This window comes from Formosa sp. A9 (genome assembly GCF_051200825.1).
GTDB lineage: Bacteria > Bacteroidota > Bacteroidia > Flavobacteriales > Flavobacteriaceae > Formosa.
The window spans coordinates 1,794,531-1,815,997 of the sequence record NZ_CP195158.1; the positions used below are offsets into that span (position 1 = coordinate 1,794,531).

Annotated in this window: 21 protein-coding genes; 13 read left to right on the forward strand and 8 right to left on the reverse strand. The window is 35.2% G+C overall.

Features of this window, described 5'->3' with window-relative positions; genetic code table 11:
* Positions 1–4: 4 nt before the first annotated feature.
* Positions 5–955 (reverse strand): isopenicillin N synthase family dioxygenase, encoded by a 951-nt coding sequence (locus ACR9EA_RS08185; protein WP_435139518.1) that lies wholly within the window; start codon positions 953–955, stop codon positions 5–7.
* Between the two features lie 135 nt (positions 956–1,090).
* On the opposite strand from ACR9EA_RS08185, the gene ACR9EA_RS08190 reads away from it, so the two are divergent.
* The 4 genes from ACR9EA_RS08190 to ACR9EA_RS08205 all read left to right on the forward strand — a co-directional run bounded on the left by ACR9EA_RS08190 (position 1,091) and on the right by ACR9EA_RS08205 (position 4,442).
* Positions 1,091–3,088: an alpha-ketoacid dehydrogenase subunit alpha/beta gene (locus ACR9EA_RS08190; protein WP_435139520.1), complete on the forward strand. Its 1,998-nt coding sequence runs from the start codon at positions 1,091–1,093 to the stop codon at positions 3,086–3,088.
* 34 nt (positions 3,089–3,122) lie between these two features.
* Positions 3,123–3,539 carry a hypothetical protein gene (locus ACR9EA_RS08195; RefSeq protein ID WP_435139522.1) on the forward strand — a complete coding sequence of 139 codons (417 nt, stop codon included), beginning with the start codon at positions 3,123–3,125 and terminating at the stop codon, positions 3,537–3,539.
* A gap of 8 nt (positions 3,540–3,547) precedes the next feature.
* Positions 3,548–3,922, forward strand: coding sequence for a hypothetical protein (locus tag ACR9EA_RS08200; RefSeq protein WP_435139524.1), 375 nt, complete (start codon positions 3,548–3,550; stop codon positions 3,920–3,922).
* Between the two features lie 109 nt (positions 3,923–4,031).
* The gene (locus ACR9EA_RS08205; RefSeq protein ID WP_435139526.1) at positions 4,032–4,442 is read left to right on the forward strand and encodes a 3D domain-containing protein; all 411 of its coding nucleotides are present in this window, start codon (positions 4,032–4,034) and stop codon (positions 4,440–4,442) included.
* 41 nt (positions 4,443–4,483) lie between these two features.
* Here ACR9EA_RS08205 and ACR9EA_RS08210 read toward each other — a convergent pair whose 3' ends face one another.
* Positions 4,484–4,624 carry a hypothetical protein gene (locus ACR9EA_RS08210; RefSeq protein WP_435139528.1) on the reverse strand — a complete coding sequence of 47 codons (141 nt, stop codon included), beginning with the start codon at positions 4,622–4,624 and terminating at the stop codon, positions 4,484–4,486.
* A 359-nt stretch (positions 4,625–4,983) separates the two neighbouring features.
* On the opposite strand from ACR9EA_RS08210, the gene ACR9EA_RS08215 reads away from it, so the two are divergent.
* Positions 4,984–5,679: a hypothetical protein gene (locus ACR9EA_RS08215; protein ID WP_435139530.1), complete on the forward strand. Its 696-nt coding sequence runs from the start codon at positions 4,984–4,986 to the stop codon at positions 5,677–5,679.
* A gap of 263 nt (positions 5,680–5,942) precedes the next feature.
* Positions 5,943–6,395 (forward strand): cold-shock protein, encoded by a 453-nt coding sequence (locus ACR9EA_RS08220; protein ID WP_435139532.1) that lies wholly within the window; start codon positions 5,943–5,945, stop codon positions 6,393–6,395.
* 12 nt (positions 6,396–6,407) lie between these two features.
* On the opposite strand, the gene ACR9EA_RS08225 is transcribed toward ACR9EA_RS08220, so the two are convergent.
* Together ACR9EA_RS08225 and ACR9EA_RS08230 are read right to left on the reverse strand one after the other, a co-directional pair.
* Complete coding sequence (locus tag ACR9EA_RS08225; protein ID WP_435139534.1) at positions 6,408–7,643, reverse strand: hypothetical protein; 1,236 nt, start codon at positions 7,641–7,643, stop codon at positions 6,408–6,410.
* Positions 7,630–8,943 carry a DUF4270 family protein gene (locus tag ACR9EA_RS08230; protein ID WP_435139536.1) on the reverse strand — a complete coding sequence of 438 codons (1,314 nt, stop codon included), beginning with the start codon at positions 8,941–8,943 and terminating at the stop codon, positions 7,630–7,632. Before ACR9EA_RS08230 ends, ACR9EA_RS08225 begins: the two co-directional genes overlap by 14 nt.
* A 226-nt stretch (positions 8,944–9,169) precedes the next feature.
* Between ACR9EA_RS08230 and ACR9EA_RS08235 the strand changes: the two genes are divergently transcribed.
* The 7 genes from ACR9EA_RS08235 (at position 9,170) to ACR9EA_RS08265 (ending at position 15,728) form a co-directional block, all read left to right on the forward strand.
* The gene (locus ACR9EA_RS08235) at positions 9,170–10,015 is read left to right on the forward strand and encodes a DUF6268 family outer membrane beta-barrel protein (RefSeq protein WP_435139538.1); all 846 of its coding nucleotides are present in this window, start codon (positions 9,170–9,172) and stop codon (positions 10,013–10,015) included.
* A 7-nt stretch (positions 10,016–10,022) separates the two neighbouring features.
* Entirely contained in the window at positions 10,023–11,006 is a 984-nt protein-coding gene (locus ACR9EA_RS08240; RefSeq protein WP_435139540.1) for a Kelch repeat-containing protein, read from the forward strand.
* An 18-nt stretch (positions 11,007–11,024) separates the two neighbouring features.
* Positions 11,025–11,729 carry an intradiol ring-cleavage dioxygenase gene (locus tag ACR9EA_RS08245; protein ID WP_435139542.1) on the forward strand — a complete coding sequence of 235 codons (705 nt, stop codon included), beginning with the start codon at positions 11,025–11,027 and terminating at the stop codon, positions 11,727–11,729.
* A gap of 86 nt (positions 11,730–11,815) precedes the next feature.
* Positions 11,816–12,142, forward strand: coding sequence for a DUF4907 domain-containing protein (locus tag ACR9EA_RS08250; RefSeq protein WP_435139544.1), 327 nt, complete (start codon positions 11,816–11,818; stop codon positions 12,140–12,142).
* Between the two features lie 22 nt (positions 12,143–12,164).
* Positions 12,165–13,217 (forward strand): sensor histidine kinase, encoded by a 1,053-nt coding sequence (locus tag ACR9EA_RS08255; RefSeq protein ID WP_435139546.1) that lies wholly within the window; start codon positions 12,165–12,167, stop codon positions 13,215–13,217.
* On the forward strand, positions 13,214–13,948 hold the full coding sequence (locus tag ACR9EA_RS08260) for a LytR/AlgR family response regulator transcription factor (RefSeq protein WP_435139548.1): 735 nt from the start codon (positions 13,214–13,216) through the stop codon (positions 13,946–13,948). The genes ACR9EA_RS08255 and ACR9EA_RS08260 overlap by 4 nt, the downstream gene beginning before the upstream one ends.
* Positions 13,949–14,102: 154 nt before the next feature.
* Positions 14,103–15,728, forward strand: a complete 1,626-nt coding sequence (locus tag ACR9EA_RS08265) for a S41 family peptidase (RefSeq protein WP_435139550.1) — start codon at positions 14,103–14,105, stop codon at positions 15,726–15,728.
* 15 nt (positions 15,729–15,743) lie between these two features.
* Here ACR9EA_RS08265 and ACR9EA_RS08270 read toward each other — a convergent pair whose 3' ends face one another.
* The 4 genes from ACR9EA_RS08270 to ACR9EA_RS08285 form a co-directional block, all read right to left on the reverse strand.
* On the reverse strand, positions 15,744–16,331 hold the full coding sequence (locus ACR9EA_RS08270) for a pseudouridine synthase (protein ID WP_435139552.1): 588 nt from the start codon (positions 16,329–16,331) through the stop codon (positions 15,744–15,746).
* Between the two features lie 191 nt (positions 16,332–16,522).
* A complete protein-coding gene (locus ACR9EA_RS08275; RefSeq protein ID WP_435139554.1) occupies positions 16,523–18,838 on the reverse strand; it encodes a DNA topoisomerase 3 in 2,316 nt (771 codons plus the stop codon).
* A gap of 262 nt (positions 18,839–19,100) precedes the next feature.
* Positions 19,101–20,102, reverse strand: coding sequence for a glycoside hydrolase family 43 protein (locus tag ACR9EA_RS08280; protein WP_435139556.1), 1,002 nt, complete (start codon positions 20,100–20,102; stop codon positions 19,101–19,103).
* Between the two features lie 62 nt (positions 20,103–20,164).
* The gene (locus ACR9EA_RS08285) at positions 20,165–21,340 is read right to left on the reverse strand and encodes a porin (RefSeq protein WP_435139558.1); all 1,176 of its coding nucleotides are present in this window, start codon (positions 21,338–21,340) and stop codon (positions 20,165–20,167) included.
* Positions 21,341–21,467: the final 127 nt, after the last annotated feature.

Consider the following 21,467-nt stretch of genomic DNA (forward strand, 5'->3'; position numbering starts at 1 on the left):
GTTGTTATTTCTTAATTAACCCTAATTCTATTAATCGTTCGTGTAAATAGGCACCAGCGGTAATATCTTCAAATTGTTTTGGATTGTTGTCGTCTATGCAGTGGTCTAAAACATTCAATTTCATATCGCTTACGGGGTGCATAAAAAAGGGTATGGAATATCTGGAAGTTCCCCATAATTCTTTAGGCGGATTAATTACTCGGTGAATTGTAGACTTTAACTTATTGTTGGTGTGTCTGGAAAGCATATCGCCAACATTTATCATTAATTCGTCAGGTTGTGCTATGGCGTCAATCCATTCGCCATCGTTATTTTGTACTTGTAAGCCACGGCCTTGAGCACCCATTAATAGTGTAATTAAATTAATATCGCCATGGGCTGCTGCTCGTACAGCTTCCTTAGGTTCGGTAGTTATTGGCGGATAATGAATGGGTCTTAAAATAGAATTACCATTTTTAATATACTGGTCGAAATAAGTTTCTTCTAAATTTAAATATAAAGCCAAAGCGCGTAGTACGTATTTCGCTGTCTTTTCTAACATTTGGTAGGCTTGTTTTCCTACCGTATTAAACTTTGGCAATTCGTCAACAATTACATTTTCTGGGTATTCTGCCTTTAGAATATCGTTATCTTCTACATATTGTCCAAAATGCCAAAATTCTTTTAAATCGCCCTCTTTTTTTCCTTTAGCATGTTCTTTACCAAATGACGTGTAACCACGCTGACCGCCAATTCCAGGGATTTCATATTTAGCCTTAACTGATTCTGGCAAATCGAAAAAGGCCTTAATCTCATCATACAAATCAGTTACTAATTTATCGTCTAAAAAATGACCTTTTAAAGCAACAAAACCGATGTCTTCGTAAGCCTTACCAATAGCGTTAACAAATTGTTTTTTTTTATCAGGATCGTTAGAAATAAAATCATTTAAATCTACACTAGGAATACTTTTCATATTTACATTTTAACTACATGGTGTATTACAAATGTACAAAAAAACAAGTGTAGATGTGAGCACAAATAATTTAATAGGGCACTAATTTTTACTGTAATTTTTCCGTTATATTTGATGATATTCAGTTTTTAAAGTATGAATTCTAAGACAGCACCAATGGATTATAAAGATTGCGGATTGAGTAACGAAACTTTATTGCAACTCTATAAAAATATGTTAAAACCTAGACTTATAGAGGAAAAAATGCTAATCCTGCTTAGGCAAGGAAAAATTAGCAAATGGTTTTCAGGGATTGGCCAAGAGGCCATTGCAATTGGGGTTACTATGGCGTTGCATACTCATGAATATATTTTGCCCATGCATCGTAATCTAGGCGTTTTTACTACGCGAAATGTGCCTTTGCACAGGTTGTTTTGTCAATGGCAGGGTAAAGCTAGCGGATTTACCAAAGGAAGGGATCGGTCCTTTCATTTTGGAACACAAGATTATAAAATTATTGGCATGATTTCGCATTTAGGACCGCAATTGGGTGTTGCCGATGGTATTGCATTAGCAGAGAAATTACATAATCGAAAAGCTGTTACTGCAGTGTTTACTGGGGAAGGGGGGACTAGTGAAGGTGATTTTCATGAAGCTCTAAATCTCGCTTCGGTCTGGCAATTACCAGTGCTGTTTTGTATAGAAAATAATGGTTACGGGCTTTCAACACCAACACACGAACAATACTATTGCAAGGATTTGGCCGATAAAGGCGTAGGCTATGGTATGGAAGCACATATTATTGATGGTAATAATGTGATAGAAGTTTTTTCTAAAGTTACTGCTATTGCCGAAAGTGTTAGGCAGCAACCTCGCCCAGTATTACTGGAATTTAAAACTTTTAGAATGCGTGGTCATGAAGAAGCTAGCGGTACAAAGTATGTGCCTAAAGAGACATTAGATTATTGGGCGACTAAAGATCCTGTAGAAGGCATGAAATCTTTTTTGATGCACACCAATATATTATCTGAAGAGATTGATAACAAGTTTAAAGCTGAAATATTACAAGAAATTGAAACAGCTTATAAACAGGCAACAGACGAAATACCTATAGTTGCTAATACAGAAATCGAGTTGGGTGATGTGTTTAAACCTTTTACGGATACAGAGATAAAAGCTTCTGAGCAAACCCAAGAACGTCGTTTTATAGATGCTATATCCGAAGGTTTAGATCAAGCTATGCAAAAGCATGACAATCTGGTGCTCATGGGGCAAGATATTGCGGAATACGGAGGTGTTTTTAAAGCTACCGAAGGTTTTGTAAATCGGTTTGGTAAAGCTCGTGTTCGAAATACACCTATTTGCGAATCTGCTATCATATCAGCTGCTATGGGCCTGGCTATTGCCGATATGAAAAGTGTTGTAGAAATGCAATTCGCAGATTTTGTGTCGTCCGGATTTAATCCCATTGTAAATTATTTGGCAAAATCATATTACCGTTGGGGGCAGTCGGCCGATGTTGTTATACGAATGCCTTGTGGTGCTGGGGTGGCTGCAGGGCCGTTTCATTCGCAAACCAACGAAGCCTGGTTTACAAAAACACCAGGTCTTAAAGTCGTGTATCCTGCATTTCCAGCCGATGCCAAAGGTCTTTTAATTCAGGCTATAAACGATCCTAATCCAGTGTTGTTTTTCGAGCATAAAGCTTTGTATAGAAGTATTCGTCAGCAAGTGCCTGAAAATTATTACACACTACCTTTTGGACAAGCGGCAAGGTTAACCGAAGGATCGGATTTGAGTATCATTACCTATGGTGCCGGTGTGCATTGGGTTTTGGAAGTATTAAGTAAAGCACCTGAAATCAAGGCCGATGTTATCGATTTAAGAACGTTACAACCTTTAGATGTAGCTACTATTTATAGTTCAGTAAAGAAAACAGGAAGAGCACTTGTATTGCAAGAAGATTCACTTTTTGGCGGGGTGGCTTCAGATATTTCAGCATTGATTATGGAACATTGTTTTGAGTATTTAGATGCTCCTGTTAAGCGCGTGGCAAGTTTAGATACGCCAATTCCATTCATCAATCAACTCGAAAATAATTATTTAGCTAAAGATAGGTTAGAAGCTGCCATACAAGAGGTGTTGGAATATTAAATGCTGTGTACAATTTCAAAAATTCACGAAAAAAATGAGAAATACGAATAAAATTATTGGAATATTTCTACTGCTGATTTTGGAATCTTGTTATTTCGGAGCCGGATTAGTTGAAAGAGAAATAACCGACGACTATTTTTTATTTGCGAATAATACGCTTGACGAAATGAGTATTTGGTATCACGCGGAAAAATATTCAAATCGACTAATTGTACCCAAAACAGTTTTTGCTGTTGGAGAAAACGGAGATTTTATAATTGCTAAAAGTCATCCAAAAACAACAGAAAACGGAATTAATAAAAGTGTGACTTATTATCACATAATTGAAGTGGATAAAAAAAGTACAGAACAAAGTCCGAATTTGACTTTGGAACAATATGAGCGTGAAAGAAAAATATTAAAAATTCCAAGCGACTTGGATTTTAACATTGTTTACGAAGAATTGGAATAAAAAACTAAATGGACAAAACTCTGAAAATAATTTCTATAACATTTTATTCTCTCATAATTCTTATGGGACAAATGATTGGACTTCCATTTATTTTTTGGCTGATATTTACAAGTTTTGAGTTTGGAAATAGTGACCAAATATTTGCCGTTTTGGGACTAATCGGAGTAATACTGAATTTTACTAAATATAAAAAGTTCAGACTTGGAAAAGTATTGAGTTTTGTTCTTATGCTTGCACCAATCGCAAGACAAATGACTGAAATACCAATTGAAAAATTTAATTATTTGGCTTTTCAGATTCCTCTTTTGATTTTTGTAATAACTTATCTGATTTACATATTAAAACAGAATGAAAATAAAAAAACTGAACACAACAACGTGTAAGCGCAATAACGGCTGAATTCCCTAATCGGAAATTCAATTCGTTTTGTTAATTAGGTGCGTTGGTAACGGGAAATGATGGGATTAAAGTATAAAAGCTATCTTTAGAGTTATGAATTTATATCGATATCTTTTTATACTGCTGGTATTTTGTTTTGGTTGCAAGGGGAAAACGACAAAATCTGCAGACGATAATTGTGCTTGGGAAACCATAAGGGTTACGGCTACAGCATACAATTCGTTAAGTTATCAAACCGATTCCCAAAGTCGTATAACCGCTTTTGGAGATACGCTAAAACCTAACCAAAAATGTATTGCGGTTTCTAGAGATTTACTGGCACAAGGTTTAGATCATAATACGCAAGTGGCTATAGAAGGATTTCAAGGGTTGTTTATTGTTAACGACAAAATGCACTCCCGTTGGAAAAATCGTATAGATATATACATGGGGACCGATGTTGATGCTGCCAAGCAATGGGGCAGAAAAAAAGTTAATATTGCCTATTGTATAAAAACAAAATAGCCCAGATGTCTGGGCTATTGTAACTTTTTAAATGGTATGGTTTAATGTGCGTAACGTTTTGTGCCATACCATAAGGCTTCTGTTGTCGAGTTAAAATCTTGAATACTACGCTTTATTAGTTTTAATTCTACAGCATCGCCATTAATTCTGGATTGTTTTAGTTGTTTTAAGAGCGTTTTCATAGCGATTGTTTTTAGAATTAGAAAGTAGATCTATAACGTCTTTTACTGTTCCAAGATTCACTTTTTGAATGATGTACTGTTCCTGTAGTCTGATTGTTGTTTAGAGTTCTCATAATGTTCGATTTTTTGATTGATGATGATTATTTTAATTGTTTTATATTTTAAAGACGAGGTGAAAACCGATTTGTTACAATTAGAAAATTTAAAATCAGCACATTAACAATATTTTAATACTTAATAGCTAATTGTCGCTCTTGTTTTTTTATGTTGAAAAAAGCGAGTCATCTTAACAATTTTTAGGAATGATTTTTGTTTCTATTAAAAATTAAAATTTATTTTTGAACTGATTATTTAGCCCTATGAAGTATTCTTTTGTATTGTGTTTCTTTCTTTTGTTTTCTGTTTCGCTGTGGGCGCAAATAGATAGTAGGCAACAGTCTTCTGGAATAATTCCAGTAATAGAAGCTCCAGAGGGCGAAGCTTCAGAAACCAATAGCTTAAATATAGATCCTGTAGAGGCGCCTAGCCTGTCTATACCTAACGAGAATACGGTAAATGGTTTGTCGGTTTCAAAAACGCCTAATTTAAATGTAGAAGAAGAGTTTTCGATGTTTAACAAAAAGACCTATGGTAATCCTGCAGAATTATATCAAGATAATATTAAACGACAATTGAAAATGCCAGAATCTGAAGCTGCTAATCCAAATGCTACAGGAAGTTTGGTAGATATGTATTTTGGAGATTTTAAAACCAAATCTGGAAAAGTTAATGTTGTTTACCGTGATCACCAAGCTTTTGATGGCGATCGTATTATGGTTTTGGTAAACGACGATATTATACAGTCTAACGTGTTGCTTACCAACGGTTATAGCGGATTTAAATTAGATTTGCAACCGGGCCTTAATAAAATAGATTTTAAAGCAATTAATCAAGGTACATCAGGTCCTAATACCGCAGAATTTCAGGTGTTAGACGAAGATGGCAATATCATTTCTGGTAACGAATGGAACTTAGCCACAGGCGTTAAGGCAACTATTATCATAGTAAAAGAATAAGGTATAAATTTCAATATTTATAGTCCGCTTTTTCAATTTAAAATATCTTGAGATAACGCTTCAAAATTAGTTGAATAAAGGATTGTCTATATTGTTGAAAAACAACACTTAACTATTTATTAAAATAGTTTTTTTTATATCGTTATTAATTCCAATAAACATCTATTATATTTGTTTAGAATTGCATTGCATTTGGCCGATAGAATTCTTTTTGGTTAATTTATGTGGTTTATAAACTAAGTTGTATTACTAAAAATATTTTTATGGCAAAATCGCAACAAGCGTACAATAAAATCGAAAAAGAAAAAGCGCGCCAAAAAAAGCGCGAAGAAAAGCAAAAGAAGAAAGAAGAGCGTAAAGCAAATGCTAAGGGCACTCAAGGTATTCAGTTTGCTTATGTAGATCAGTATGGAAATTTAACAGATACTCCGCCAGATCCAGCCGATAAAATTAAAGTAGATGCCGACGAGATTGTTTTAGGTGTTCCCAAAAAAGAAGATAACGAACCCGAAGAGCAAGATACTGTAAGAAAAGGTAAGGTAGCCTTCTTTAATACGTCTAAAGGTTTTGGATTTATTGTTGATGATAAAAATGCCGAAAAATATTTTTGCCATGTAAGCGGACTTATAGATACCATTACCGAAAACGATCGTGTAGAATTCGAGTTAGAAAAAGGTATGAAAGGCATGAATGCCGTGAAAGTTAAAAAGATTTAAAACGGTGTTCGCTTAGTTAAACTTTCGCTTTTCGAACCAACGCCCTGCAAGACTTATATTTAAAGTTAAGAGGTGGTAATGCTCTTGAATCAGGTTATTGTACACTTGGCCTTTCGTACCGTAAGCATAGCTTATATTTAACATAGATAGGCCATCGTATCGTAACGGAATTCCTAAACCGACATCTAAAGTATAGTTGTTTATTTTCTGACCAGTAATTTCCAGATTACCACTATCGTAATTAAAACCAGCGCGATATTGTAAGGTGTTCCAGAATTTAAGTTTGTTAATATTTGGTGCAAATTCTACACCTAAGCCAAAAATATTTTGATCTACAAAAGTGCCTAACTGGTCGGTTTGATTGGTGTTAGACCAAAAGTATTTTTTGTAATCTAAAGCTACAGTAACCTGATCTAAGTAAGTTGTTTGAACTCCAAAACCTATTTCTAACGGCAGTTTAAAATCGTCTAAATCTTCATTCGAATACACATCGCCATCATAAATTTGAGATACGGTAGTATCTTTTTCACCTGATAAACGTGTGGGTAAATTTACGATAGACCCCAAAGTTGTGTTTTTAAACGGACTGTATTGTATACCCGCGCCGAGTCTAAACCCCGAATAGCTGTTTGCATCATAAATGCTTAAGGTGTTATTGGCTATATAATTGGTTTCTGTTTCGGTAATCTGACCAAAAAGTAGGGAAGAAGTAAGCCCTAAACTTAAATTATCTAAAAGTTTGTAACCGTAATTAATTTTTAAATCGTTTAATCCTCCAGATCCTTCAATATCGCTATAAAACACATTAGAGGTTCCTTCAATATCCGTTTCAATAGTGTTTAAACTGTAGCCCACGTTGGTGTAAGGAATTAAGGTTAAACTAAGACCTGATTTTGAATTGATAGGAAAGGCAAAGGCCATATTAGAGAAATTGGCGTTTATTTTAGAGTCTTGGCTGCCGCCGTCTATTTGCACTCCATAAGTAGACTTAATGCCAACATCAAAAAAGAAAGTGTTTAAGGGCACATAAGCAAACGATGCCGGGTTTGCATTATTTATAAAAGTGCGAGAACTGTTTGCTATACCGGTATTGCCTAAACTGGTGGTTTTCCCAGTATTGGTAGTGTTAAGCAGTCCAAGTCCGTATAAAGAATATGGCGAACTGGAAAGCGTATTGCTTTGCGAGCATACCGAAAAAGAATATAAAAATAGGCCTAATATTAAGGTTGAAAGTTTATTCGTCGTCATCGTCGTAAAGTGCATAGTATAGTGCTAAAGTTGTTTTTAAGGCATTGGTTTCGGAGGTTTGTCCTTCTAGAATGTAGCGATCTACCGATTCATTGAAATCTTGCGACGACAAACTGAGAAATAAATTTTCGCGGTTATCGCTGTTTAATTTCAGATCTACAAAATATTGTAAATCGATGGTGTAAACGGTGTTGCTTAATTCGGACTGCGATGAATTTTTTAAGGCATAAATTTGATTTCCCGAATGGTCTGTAAGTACCGATATGGTTTCGGATCGTTGATCGATTATATACACATTTAAAGAATCTCTGGTGTGTAAATTGGTTGTAGATGAGTTTCTTTTTAAAGCGATGTAAAGTTGGGCGTTCATAACCGAGCCAGATCCTGTAATGTTATACACTTGCTCGATATAGGGAATGTCTATTTTAGTAGCCAAACCACTTCCAGATTGTATAAAACTGGTGTTGTTTGTTTGGGCGCTAGATATGCTTTCTTTTTGTGAGTTTAAATTTTCAAAATACGTATTGTTGTAATTGCTGGACAGGTTATGAAAACTATTTGCTGTACTAAAATCGAGATCTATATATTCGGCTTCATCGCTTTCTACTTCTTCTTTTATGGTGTAATATAATCTGAGTTTAGATGATTTTTCGAATCCGAATACAGTGGTATTGCTAGAATCTGGAGTAATCATTAGTCCTTTATATTTAGCTAAAAACTGATTGATGTCTGAAAATTCATTGTTTTGAATGTCTTCAAACAATTTACGGCCGTAAGCTGGATTTAAAGTAAAGTGTAACGAATCGACTTTTCTAGGTGTAATTGAAGCTTCAATTTCACCAATAGGTATATCGTTTGTGTTGTAATTAGAAGTGTTGTAATAATAGTCTTCAGTGACTTTTATATTTTTAATCACTTCATACGCCTTAAATTTTTGTTTCGGAATGGTGTCGTTGTAAAAATAAGAGTCGTATTTTAAAATTAACGCCACCGAATCGAACACAGCATCACTGTCGGCATATAAATTACTGCTGTATAATTGTATGTAAGGTTTAGCGGTAATACGACCAAAATCATTATCCATATACGCGCCTACCAGTAAACGATCGGTATCGCTTACAGAAATAGAGTCGAATTTATAAGTCGAGGTGTTTACCGTAAAAGTATCTATGTAAAATACTTTAGTGCCATTGTAAATCCAATCTTCACCCACTACCGATGAGTTATCGGGTTCGCAGGCTGTTAATAAACCTAAAAGCACGCATAAAGTACAACAGGTTTTAAAACAAATAGAGTTCATAAATCGTTTTTAAAATCGAGCGAACTTAAGCGTATAAAAAAAGAGCATAAAAAGAGTTAGACCAACAGGGATATTATCTATCTGAAACCCGTTTTTTAATATATAATACGTTCTTAAGGCTTTTGTCGAAAAAGCAATCTGGTTCGTATAGGGATTTTACTTATCTATCTAGTTTATTTTACAGCGGCGCACTAAGTAAGTAGGTTTGGGCAATATTTAAAAACACATGCCTAAAAAACTCGTTTACATACTTATTTTTTTTGTCGGTAATAGAATGTTTTGCCAAACGCATACTGTAGATGGCGCAATGCAATATCGTTTGGCACCTTATGGTAAGGATATCGATTTTTACGATTTGAATTTAGATGTAAATTACACGTTAGAGCACTCTAAATTTAAAATAACTAATGGCATTGCTTACAGTGTTTTAAATATAAATTACAACACTAATACTCCTTTTGTAGCAGAATCTTTAAATAGGTTTTACAATTTCAGTTATGGCATACAAGTCGATTATTATGTTACAGATTCTTGGGGACTTGGAGCGATATTGAAAGCTGGCTTATACTCTAATTTTATAGATGCCATTTCTAAAGATGATGTACTGGTTACAGGCGATTTTTATGCTAAAAAAAGCTGGCAGGATGCTTATGTTGCTTTTGGAGTGTCTTATAATGTTGTTTTTGGGCAGCCAGAATGGACACCTGTGTTTAAGTTTTATAAAGCATTAAACGATCATGTTGCGTTTTATGTGGGGTTCCCTGAAAGTCAAGTCCACTATAAATTCAATCAAAAACATGCACTATTTGTAAATCTGGAGCAAGAAGGAGGCTATTATAATGTTTCCGATTATTATAATAATTCAGCAGCTCTATCAAGTCTTAACGCGCATTTTACTTACCAATATGGTTTAGATCATAATTGGGCCATCAACCTGAAAGCAGGCTATATGTTCAATACAAAATATCAATTACTAGATGCGTCTGATTCTGCTGTCTACAACTTTAACATTACAGATCAGCCTTTTATCTCGGCAGGATTAACTTTTAAAATGAATACAAAAAATAAATAAATGACTTATGATAAAACATTCTAAAAAACTATTGGTATTATGTGCGCTTGCATTAAGTTTTTATAATTGTTCGAGCGATGATGATGAGGATCGCGGGAACTGGAAAGTACGTTCGGTTTTCGATGGTGTGCCCAGAAGTAATATTGCGGGTTTTGTTATTGGCGATAAAGGTTATATGGGAACGGGGTACGATGGCGACGATTATTTAAACGACTTTTGGGAATACAATATAGAAGGCGATTATTGGGTGCAAAAAGCCGATTTTCCTGGTACGCCTAGAAGTGCAGCATCCGGATTTGCTATTAATAACTTCGGGTATATAGGTGTTGGTTATGATGGCGAGGAAGAGCTTAAAGACTTTTGGCAATACAATGCCAGTGCGAATACTTGGACTCAAAAAGCTGATTTATCAGGAGATGCCAGACGTTCTGCTGTGGGGTTTGCTGCAAATAACATGGGGTATATCGGCACGGGTTACGATGGCGATAACGATCGAAAAGATTTTTATAAATACAACCCAACAACCAACGAGTGGTCCGAATTGGTTGGTTTTGGTGGCGATAAACGCCGTTTTGCAACCAGCTTTACTATAAACGACCGTGTGTATTTAGGAACAGGCGTAAGCAATGGCTTATATAAAACCGATTTCTGGGAGTTTAATCCAGCTACAGAAGTCTTTACAAAGCTTAACGATCTAGATGAAGATGATGATTATACCATTGCACGCTCTAATGCTGTAGGGTTTAGTTTAAATGGGTTAGGTTATATTGTTTCTGGCTATAATGGCGGGGTTACCAGTAGTACTTGGGAGTATAATCCGGGAACAGATTCTTGGGAAAATATTACCAGTTTAGAAGCGACATCCAGACAAGATGCCATTGCTTTTTCTAATGGTAGCAGAGCTTTTGTATTGCTCGGTAGAAGTGGAAGTTTGTATTTAGACGATAATTACGAATTATTCCCTCAAGAAGCATATGACGACGAAGATTAATTATTAAATGATTGTCTCATGGAACGTAAAAAATTTTTAAAAAACAGTTTGCTAGGTTTGGGTACTATGGTTGTTGGTGTACCTGTAATAACGTCTTGTTCGGATTCTGATGATAAAACAGCAAGTAACGATCAAACAGATGGGAGTTGTACACTTTCTCCTGAAGAAACTGCTGGGCCTTTTCCTATAATTACACCTTCAAGTTTAGTGAAAGCCAATATTATTTCCGACAGGAATGGTGTAGCTTTACTAATCAATATAACGGTAAATCAAAAGGTAGATGCAGATAGTTGTAATCCTTTGTCAGGAGTATATGTAGATTTATGGCATTGCGATTCCGAAGGAAATTATTCTCAGTACGGAGGTTCTAATATGCAAAATGTCGATTATAGTAATAAAAATTTTCTGCGAGGAAGACAATTAACCGATGACAACGGACAAGTATCTTTTATTAGTATTTTTCCTGGATGGTATCGTGGTAGGGCGCCGCACATACATATAGAAATTTTAAATATTGATGAACAATCGCTAGTTGTTACGCAAATCGCTTTTCCAGAAGCGGTATGTAATACAGTGTATAATACAACTTTTTATAATGGTGAAGCCGATACATCCAACGAAAATGATAACGTTTTCTCTGATAGCTTAGATGGCAATATGGCCGATAGTTTACTCGGAAATATTGATGATGGCTATACCTTAATAAAAACAATTACAGTTTAGTTAGTTTAGTTTTTTAACTGTTATTTAGTTTAATTCTGTTTTAAACCCAAGGCAAGTAGTAGGCCTTGGGTTTTATAAAAAGTGTTATGAAAAATAAGTTCTATAAAGTTTTATTGGTATGTCTGTTAGTAGGTGTAATAGCATTGTTTCTAAACCAACAGTCTGCATCTGGTTTTAGTATAGATATTTATACTGTGAATTCTGGGTATGGCTATTCCATTTCGAAGGATGATAAACTGTTAATTAAGCAGGATGCTATTCCTTCCGTTGAAGCGCAAATGGCGTTTTGTGATGCAAATGATGCGAAACGTATTGCGCAGTTGGTGGTTGAAAAACTAGAAAACAAGGAAAATCCCAGAATTACCAAAACAGAGTTAGAGCAAAAGCATATCGCTCTAAAATGTGTACATTAGCAATAAACTGTATATGGCCATAATGATAAAAAATAACGAAAGCTGGAAAAAAGAAACGCTGGTACAAGTTGTAATTTGGGCTGTGTTTTTTAGCGTGTTTTTTCTTCAAGTGTATTTTAATACCGGGAAATTACCATTGCCATTTTTAGGTTTTTTAGCCACAGGTATTGTTGCGTTTTATATCAATTATTTGTTTTTAGTGCCTCAGTTTTTACTTAAAAAAAAGCACATCCTTTATTTTGTAGCTGTTTTTGTGTTGTTGGCGCTGTCGGTTACATTTACGGAAATTATTTTACCAAAACCCGATTTTGCAAACCATTTGCCAAAACCTAAAGATTTTCCGCCTCCAAGAGATTTTAAGGGGCCTAATAATTTGAGGTTTAGATTGGGGTTTCCCATATTTTTCAATTTAATTTTAGTAGTTATTGGTACAGCCATTAAAATGTATTTGGAATGGGATAAAAACACCAAACTTCAAAAAGAAATTGAAAATCAAAAATCGAACGCCGAACTACATTTTTTAAAAAATCAATTAAGTCCGCATTTTCTCTTCAATTCTTTAAATAGTATTTATTCTTTAACCAGTAAAAAATCTAACGAAGCTCCAGAAGCCGTTATTACCTTGTCGGAGCTTATGCGTTATATGTTGTACCAAGCCGATAGTGATTTTGTGATGCTTAAAGATGAGCTGGAATACGTTCAAAATTATTTAAAACTGCAGCGTTTACGCATAGCAAACAATCAAAATGTAACTTTGAATGTTAGGGGCGATGTGGCACAACAAAAAATAAGGCCTTTGTTGTTAATTTCATTTATTGAAAATGCGTTTAAATACGGCACCGATTACAAGGGGAATACCCTAGTTAAAATTGAAATTACTGTCAATCAAAACAACCTTCATTTTAATTGCGTAAATTTAATAGGAAACAAAAAGAACGATCCTGCTAATTCTGGTATTGGGTTGCAAAATACTAAAGAGCGTTTACAATTGCTATATCCAGACCAGCACAGTTTGGAAATACAGGAAGCAGACAATCGGTTTATGGTTATTTTAGATTTAAAGTTAGCGGTATGAAATGTATTATTATAGACGATGAACCTTTAGCGATAGATGTTGTAGAATCGTACCTCAAGCAATTAGGCGGTATCGATATTGTGGCGACATGTACAAATCCGTTAGAAGCCATAACCTTACTCAATAAACATAAAGTAGATTTGGTGTTTTTAGATATTGAAATGCCTAATTTAAACGGTATCGATTTGGTAAAATCAATCGAAAATTTACCTCAGTTTATATTCACTACAGCTTATCCGCAATACGCTTTAGACGGATTCAATTTAAACGCAACCGATTATTTGGTGAAACCCATTCCGTTTCATCGTTTTATAAAAGCAGTTTCACGTGCAAAAGAAAAATACGAATTGGAACATTTACAATCTGCAAGCGGCATACCCGTTGCTTTAGGAACTTTGCCTAAACCCGAAAACGACTTTATTTTTGTGAAATCGGAATACGAAAACATAAAAATTAAAACCGATACAATAACGTATATTCAGGGACTGAAAGACTATATTAAAATTCATGTCGCCGATACCAATAAAGCCATTATTACCTTATCGAGCTTTAAGGACATGTTAGAAAAACTACCACAAAACAATCAGTTTATGCGTGTGCATAAGTCATTTATAGTTAATATTAATGCGATTAAAGCATTACAAAAAACTAAGATTGTTTTGCATGACGATATGCGTATTCCTATTGGCGAAACCTTTAAAAAAGAGGTTTTAGAACGTTTGGGGGTTTAAGTTTAAACCTTCATTACTGGCAATAATTTCTATACAAACTCTAGATTCTATTTGTAACAACTGTTATTGTTAAACTTGTTGTAAGTTTTTTTCTATTTTTATGTGAAATAAAAAGACAAAACGAAATAGTGCTTACTCCTGCGTTGGCAACAATATGAGAAAAACAATCCTACTAATATTTTTGACGTGTTTCAGTTACAATTATCTGACTGCCCAACAGACCCTTTCTGAAACTGAAAAATTAGTCTCTCTTGGAAAGCTTTATGGATTCTTAAAATATTATCATCCAGAGGTCGCAAAAGGAAAGTTTGATTGGGATAAAGAGTTTATTAAACAATTTCCAGAAGTTCTAAAATCTACAGATAAGAAGTCTTTATCCCAAGTTTATATCAATTGGATTGAGAGTTTAGGGGAAATTGATAAGTGTAAAAAATGTGATTTCAAGGAAGAGTATTTCGATAAAAATTTTGACTTGTCTTGGACTCAAGATTCAACAATTTTTAGCAACGAATTGTCATCAAAACTTAAATTTATTGAAAAGAACAGAAATCAAGGAGAGAATTTTTACGCTTCAAATGAACCTGTTGGTACAATAAAAATAACAAACGAGCCCAACTACAATAATTTTGATTATCCCAACGAAGCATATAGATTATTGGGACTTTTTAAATATTGGAATGTCATAGAATATTTTTATCCTTATAAATATCTTACAGACCAAAATTGGGATTCAGTATTAAAAGAAATGATTCCAAAGATTAGAAACGCATCAAATAAAGGCGAATATCAATCAACAGTAAAAGAGCTTGTTGCAAAATTGGATGACAGTCACGCTTGGATAAGTTTTTCTAAAGAGAAGACTAAATGTCTTCCTGTTAAAATCTCGAATATAGAAAATAAGGCAGTTATTTCTGGTTTTTACAATGATTCAATTGCCAAACTCAACAACTTAAAGTTAGGAGACATCATTTTAAAGATTAATGATTTGGATGTAAAAACAGAAATGGATAAAAATCTAAAATATGTTGCAGGTTCTAATACAAATATCAAAATTATAGATGCTTATAATAAAATATTTAGAGGTACAGAAAACACAGTAATCCTATCAATTGAAAGAGATGGAGAAATCCAACAAATCAGGGTAAATAGATACGACTTTAATGATTTCAACTATTTCAACAATCCTAATAGGGTTAAATCTAAATCTATTACAGAAGAAATAGGTTATATAAATATGGGAAGTGTTAAACTAGAAGATGTTTCAGATATTTTCAAATCTTTTGAGAACAAAAAAAGCATTATAATTGATTTGAGAAATTATCCTGCCTTCATCTATAAATATTTTACACGCTTCACAAATTCTGAAAAACGAGATTTTAGTAAAATTTATAGTCCTAACGTGAATTATCCTTCAAGATTTACTTTTAAAGATAATTTGCAGACAAGTAGTAGTAAGAAAGCGTTTAAAGGAAAGATTATTTTAATAGTAAACGAAGAATCATTTAGCAGGTCTGAATTTACGGCGATGGCTTTTCAAACTGCAGACAATGTAATTACTGTTGGAAACCAAACAGCAGGTACCGATGGAGATGTTGTTGTTTTTGAATATATTGGAGGTTATAAAACTGCTATTTCTGGCAATGGAATTCTTTACCCAAATGGAACAGAAACTCAAAGAAAAGGAGTTAAAATTGATATAGAAATAAAACCAACAATAAACGGATTGAGAGGTGGACGAGATAAAGTTTTGGAAAAATCCATTGAGGTTGCTAAAGAATAAAATACTGCACATGCCTTAAGGCACATTCAACACCGATTCAATATCCAAAACCTTCAAACTATCCCCAGGTTGTAAATCGTCTAAAAAAATAGTCCCCACACGCACGCGTACCAAACGTAAAGTAGGAAACCCAACAGCCGAAGTCATTTTTCGAACTTGTCTAAATTTGCCTTCGTTTAAGGTAAGCGACACCCACGACGTTGGGCCGTGCCTGTCGTCTCTTAGTTTTTTCCTGCGTTCTGGTAAATTTGGTGGCGTGTCAAGCTTAAAAACGGTACAAGGTTTTGTAATGTATTTTTTGCCATGCAGTCCAATTTCTACGCCATCTTGTAATTGTTTGATGGCGGTTTCGCTAATGTCGCCATCAACTTGCGCGTAATATTCTTTATCGACTTTAGAACTATTAATTAAATCGCTTGTTTTGCCGTCCGTTGTTAATAACAGCAAGCCTTCCGATTTTTCATCCAAGCGCCCAATCGACATAATCCCTTCGGGAAAATCACCGAGTTCACCCAGTAGTTTTTTACGATGCTGTTTTTGTCCGTTGTTAACAAACTGACTCAAATACCCGTAGGGTTTATAAATTTTAAAGTGTTTATGCATGGTATTAAAAAGGTGATTTCGTTGTATAATTGATTAAGATTTAATGCTATTAATAAATTGGCAGTTGTCAGATTGAGCGCAGTCGAAATCCTTTGTGTCGCGAACTTTTAAAGGTCTCGACTGCGCCTGACTGTCCGTTAGGCAAGCTCGATCTGACAAAGAAAATTTAATTTTCTGATTTAAAGTTAAAATTAAACAGATGCTTTTAAAATGTTAAAAACCAATTCTTTGGTTAACTTTTGGTCTTTAGCTTCAGTTCTAACCGTATCGAAGCTTACCATAAAATCGCAACCCGATTTAAAACGACTACAACCGTAAGCAGTTTTGCCTTTTACTACCGTGCCTTCATGACATTTTGGGCATTTTAAAACATCTGGATTTTCAGTTTCTGTGGCTTTTTTTTGTTCGGCTGGCTTCTCGAATTTAGGTTCTAGAACCAAATTGAAATCATCATCAAATCGAAGTAAACCTTCTACTTTTCCGGTGTCGGAATTAAAACCTTTTAAATTAACCGTCGACCCTTTTTGCAGCAAGCGGATGTATTGTTTTTCGGATATTTTTTTGTCCATAAATTTAAACGGCAACACAAAACCGCACCCCGATTTAAATGCCGAACAGCCATAAGCCGATTTGCCTTGTATTAAGTGTCCTTGTTTGCATTTCGGACAAGTTTCAGCTAAAATACCAGCTTCTTTTTTAGCTTCGGCTTTGGCTTGTTTTTTTTGAGTTGCAGCTGCATGCGATATGTTAGCGCGTTGGGTTTCGCTACGCACCTCGTAAACCAATTGGTCTACCATGCGTTTCATGTTATTAATGAATGTGCCTGCATTGTATGCGCCTTTTTCGATGTCTTTTAATTGCTTTTCCCATAAACCTGTTAATTCAGCCGATTTTAATAATTCATTCTGAATAATATCAATCAGCTGGATTCCCGTAGTTGTGGGTAATATTTGTTTTTTATTTCGGACAATATATTTTCTCCGGAATAAGGTTTCAATAATATTGGCACGCGTAGACGGACGGCCAATACCGTTTTCTTTCATCAGTTCGCGTAAATCGTCGTCGTCCACCTGTTTTCCTGCGGTTTCCATAGCACGTAAAAGCGACGCTTCGGTATATTGCTTGGGGGGCTTGGTTTGCTTTTCTAAAAACGAAGGCTCGTGTGGGCCTTTTTCACCTTTTTCAAAATTGGGTAAAATGCCTGTTTCTTTCTTTTCCTTTTCAGGATTTTCGAACACGACACGCCAGCCTTTTTTTAGGATTTCCTTACCTGTGGTTTTAAAATTCACCTCAGCAGCTTTGCCAATAACCGTGGTGTTAGACACCGAACAATCGTCGTAAAATACGGCAATGAAGCGTCTTACAATACTGTCGTACACCAATTGCTGATTGTACTGTAGGTTGATTTGAATTCCTGTTGGGATAATCGCGTGGTGATCGGTTACTTTTTTATCGTTAAAAACTTTAGACGATTTTTTTATTTTCTTTACTAATAACGGTTGTGTAAGCTCAGAATAGTTGCTTAACTTTTGAAGTATACCAGGTACTTTAGGATAAATATCGTTTGGTAAAAAGGTGGTGTCAACTCTCGGGTAGGTGACTACTTTTTGTTCGTATAATTTCTGAACGATTTTTAAAGTTTCGTCTGCCGAAAAGCCAAACTTCGTATTACAATGCACCTGAAGTCCAGTTAAATCGAATAGTTTGGGCGCGTATTCGGTTCCTTTCTTTTTGGTGATGGAAACAATTTCAAAATCGTCTTCTTTTACTTTATTGGCCAAAATCTCGCCATCTTCCATTTTAAGAAAACGCCCTTCTTCGTAGCTAAACAACGTATCGCGATACAAGGTTTGCAATTCCCAATAGGGTTGTGGCTTAAAATCTTCAATCTCCTTAAACCGATTAACAACCATAGCCAGAGTAGGGGTTTGCACGCGACCAATGGACAAAACCTGTTTGTAACCACCGTGTTTTAATGTGTACAATCTTGTCGCATTCATGCCCAAAAGCCAGTCACCAATCGCTCTGGAAAATCCGGCATAATACAAATTGTCGTATTGTTTCGAGGATTTTAAATCGTCGAATCCTTCTTTAATCGCCTCGGTTGTTAATGACGAAATCCATAAACGTTGCACTTCTCCTTTATAATTGGCCTGATCTAAAACCCAACGCTGAATGAGTTCTCCTTCTTGGCCGGCATCCCCACAGTTTATAACTACGTCGGCTTGATCGAAAAGACTTTTAACAATTTTAAACTGTTTCTGGATACCCGAATCGGCCGTTACTTTCGTTTTAAACTTTTCCGGAAGCATAGGCAAATTATTTAAGTCCCAGCTTTTCCAGTGCGGTTTATAATCGTTGGGTTCAAACAAAGTACATAAATGTCCGAAAGTGTAGGTTACGGCATAGCCATTTCCTTCAAAATAACCGTCGCGCTTGGTGTTAGCACCTAATACGGCAGCGATTTCGCGGGCAACACTTGGTTTTTCGGCAATACAGACTTTCATGTGTTTTGTTTAGAAAAAGAGTTGCAAAATAAGGATTTTAAGATGAATTTTTAAAACCGATTTATTAGGAGTTATTAACGAAGTTATACCAAATAAACTATGGTGACAACACATATTTTAGCCACAAATACACGAATAAAATAACTTGGTAGATATATTTGTGTATTTATAGAATTTTCAGTTCTAAACAAACTCTTATATAAACAAATAAGCTATCAATAATACACGTAACTATTGATGTGTTTTTAAAGCGAAAACTGTCTTAATCCGCTTCAAACTGCATGAAATCAGGAAAACCATCATTCGTCCATTGTAAAACTCTGGCACGTGTAGCACGGTTGGGGTCGGATAATTCGTGACCTTGAATCTCTTTATAATCGCGAGCGTGATAAATCATAATATCGGTTTTTCCGTCTTCGGAAGTGGTAAACGAATTATGTCCTGGGCCATAACGTTTTACATCTGCATTGGTATAGAAAACCGAACCTGGCGATTTATGCCAATTTTTGGCATCTAGAATATTATCACTTTCATCTATCCAAAGTAAACCTAAACAATACTTATGATTGGTCGCGCTGGCAGAATAACTCACAAATATTTTTCCGTTTTTTTTGATGACCGCTGGCCCTTCATTTACATTATATTTTTGGCGTTCCCAACTAAAATCAGGACTTGTTAACACAACTTCTGAACCAATAAGCGTTGTTGGATTTTTCATTTCTGATAACACCAAAGAGGTGCTGTGGTCTTTGTCTGAAACGTTTTGAGCCCAAATCATATAATTCTTCCCTTTGTGGTTAAACACTGTAGCGTCTAAAGAAAACGAATCGTGTTGGGTTTTAATTTGACCTGCTTCTGTCCAAGTACCATCCATAGGATCTTTTGCATCGTTTGAAAGCACCCACATTCTGATATTCCATTCATCTTCGGCTTTACTAGCAGCAAAATAAATATACCATGTACCATCAATTTTATGTAATTCTGGTGCCCAGATGTGGTGGCTCATATTGCCAGATTTGTGCTTGGTCCAAACCACTTTCTCGGTAGCCGTTTTTAGGCCATTAATCGTTTTTGCCTTTCGGATAACTATTTTATCGTATTCTGGTACGGTTGCGATTAAAAAATACGTGCCATCTTCGGTTTTATAAACCCAAGGATCGGCGCGTTTTTCGGCTAGCGGATTGTTAAATTTAATTTCTTGAGCAAAACACGAGGTGATAATAGCAAAAAAGAAAATGCTTAAAATCTGATTTAAGTTAGTCATAGTAAGTTTGTTTTTTTCAAAAATACAGTTTCTGTAAGAAAACATCAACATCTATTTTTGTCTTAAAATGAAATATCCCATTGCACTCTAAAACGCAATCCGTTAGATAAATCTTCATTTTGTTCTTGAAAATTGAAATAAGTAAATTCTGAAGTCAGTTTGTTTCGATGACCGTTAAAAAACCAATTGATGGCTATCCCAAATTCCTCTTCTGTGTTTCCAGACAAATGCGTGTCGGGAATGTAATAGGTATAGCGCCCAGATACTTCTAAAGGTTTTGGGAAGCTAGGCCATATGCTATTAAAAAAGTATCCAGCTTGAAAATAAGCACCTTTTAGAGTCGTGGTTTGCTGTTGCACGTGGTCGAATATTTCTTTGTAATGAAATTCGTTTTGCCACGACAATCCACGATACATAAACGCCGTTTCCAATAAATGTTGCTCTATACGGTATTGGCCATCTATGCCGTCTTCAAAACCAGTCAATTGTCCGCCGCCAGATTGCGAAAATCGGGTGTAAGGGCTTCGGTTTGTTGCTGCAGCTACAGCTATTAACCCTGTAAATTTATCGTGAAACTCCAGATCGGAACCTGTAAAATCTAAAGCTCTGCCAAACAGGTTATACTGCAAGCGCCCAACATACATTAAATTGCTATCGTCGTTTTCTGTAGCACCACGCCCCATACCTGTTAAAACAGATAAATTATAGTTGAAATCGGCGTATTTGTTGGCAGAAATGCGACCAAAAAATTCAACACCCTGCTGTCGGTCAAGGGTAAACGGACGGGTTAAAATAGAGCGGTCTACCATTTGTTGTTTCCCTGAAGAAATTACACGCTCGCGGTTGTAATAGGTTTTCCATTGACCTACTTTTAGTTTTAGAAAAGGTAATTTTTCAACCATCACTCTGAAATCCAATAAATTACTTTGCGATAATTCGTACTCCCAATAGTATTGTAACCACGGTTGAAAAGCGTGTCCGCCTACTTTTAAACGTGCTCTGTTTATTTTAAAAACAGTTTCATTTTTAGAGTAAACTTCGTCGTAAGTAACGGGATTTTGATCGCTGGGTGTTGCAAAACGAAATTGTAATCGCGATTCTATATGAAGTAGAAATTTTTCGTCACTTGTATTAAAGGCAAAACCCTTATTAGTATATTCTATATTGATTTTGGGTTGCTTAATCGAATCTTTTTTTTGAATAGAAATGCTGTCGCTTTGGGCGTAAATGCAAGCCATTGAACAGCTTAAATAGCACAAAAGCGAAAGTGAAAATTTGGTTATATTCATGAAAAACGATTATATAGCGCAACTAATTTAAGAAAGACTTATGAAATATGAGTTAAGTAGCATGTATAACTATTAA

What these genes read in the sequence shown, in the direction of transcription:
- ACR9EA_RS08220 (WP_435139532.1), top strand. Translation starts at nt 5,943, where the DNA reads ATGGCAAAATCGCAACAAGCGTACAATAAAATCGAAAAAGAAAAAGCG.
- ACR9EA_RS08265 (WP_435139550.1), top strand. Translation starts at nt 14,103, where the DNA reads ATGAGAAAAACAATCCTACTAATATTTTTGACGTGTTTCAGTTACAAT.
- ACR9EA_RS08260 (WP_435139548.1), top strand. Translation starts at nt 13,214, where the DNA reads ATGAAATGTATTATTATAGACGATGAACCTTTAGCGATAGATGTTGTA.
- ACR9EA_RS08270 (WP_435139552.1), bottom strand. Translation starts at nt 16,331, where the DNA reads ATGCATAAACACTTTAAAATTTATAAACCCTACGGGTATTTGAGTCAG.
- ACR9EA_RS08195 (WP_435139522.1), top strand. Translation starts at nt 3,123, where the DNA reads ATGAGAAATACGAATAAAATTATTGGAATATTTCTACTGCTGATTTTG.
- ACR9EA_RS08205 (WP_435139526.1), top strand. Translation starts at nt 4,032, where the DNA reads ATGAATTTATATCGATATCTTTTTATACTGCTGGTATTTTGTTTTGGT.
- ACR9EA_RS08210 (WP_435139528.1), bottom strand. Translation starts at nt 4,624, where the DNA reads ATGAAAACGCTCTTAAAACAACTAAAACAATCCAGAATTAATGGCGAT.
- ACR9EA_RS08200 (WP_435139524.1), top strand. Translation starts at nt 3,548, where the DNA reads ATGGACAAAACTCTGAAAATAATTTCTATAACATTTTATTCTCTCATA.
- ACR9EA_RS08285 (WP_435139558.1), bottom strand. Translation starts at nt 21,340, where the DNA reads ATGGCTTGCATTTACGCCCAAAGCGACAGCATTTCTATTCAAAAAAAA.
- ACR9EA_RS08235 (WP_435139538.1), top strand. Translation starts at nt 9,170, where the DNA reads ATGCCTAAAAAACTCGTTTACATACTTATTTTTTTTGTCGGTAATAGA.
- ACR9EA_RS08250 (WP_435139544.1), top strand. Translation starts at nt 11,816, where the DNA reads ATGAAAAATAAGTTCTATAAAGTTTTATTGGTATGTCTGTTAGTAGGT.
- ACR9EA_RS08275 (WP_435139554.1), bottom strand. Translation starts at nt 18,838, where the DNA reads ATGAAAGTCTGTATTGCCGAAAAACCAAGTGTTGCCCGCGAAATCGCT.
- ACR9EA_RS08230 (WP_435139536.1), bottom strand. Translation starts at nt 8,943, where the DNA reads ATGAACTCTATTTGTTTTAAAACCTGTTGTACTTTATGCGTGCTTTTA.
- ACR9EA_RS08240 (WP_435139540.1), top strand. Translation starts at nt 10,023, where the DNA reads ATGATAAAACATTCTAAAAAACTATTGGTATTATGTGCGCTTGCATTA.
- ACR9EA_RS08190 (WP_435139520.1), top strand. Translation starts at nt 1,091, where the DNA reads ATGAATTCTAAGACAGCACCAATGGATTATAAAGATTGCGGATTGAGT.
- ACR9EA_RS08215 (WP_435139530.1), top strand. Translation starts at nt 4,984, where the DNA reads ATGAAGTATTCTTTTGTATTGTGTTTCTTTCTTTTGTTTTCTGTTTCG.
- ACR9EA_RS08225 (WP_435139534.1), bottom strand. Translation starts at nt 7,643, where the DNA reads ATGACGACGAATAAACTTTCAACCTTAATATTAGGCCTATTTTTATAT.
- ACR9EA_RS08245 (WP_435139542.1), top strand. Translation starts at nt 11,025, where the DNA reads ATGGAACGTAAAAAATTTTTAAAAAACAGTTTGCTAGGTTTGGGTACT.
- ACR9EA_RS08280 (WP_435139556.1), bottom strand. Translation starts at nt 20,102, where the DNA reads ATGACTAACTTAAATCAGATTTTAAGCATTTTCTTTTTTGCTATTATC.
- ACR9EA_RS08255 (WP_435139546.1), top strand. Translation starts at nt 12,165, where the DNA reads ATGATAAAAAATAACGAAAGCTGGAAAAAAGAAACGCTGGTACAAGTT.
- ACR9EA_RS08185 (WP_435139518.1), bottom strand. Translation starts at nt 955, where the DNA reads ATGAAAAGTATTCCTAGTGTAGATTTAAATGATTTTATTTCTAACGAT.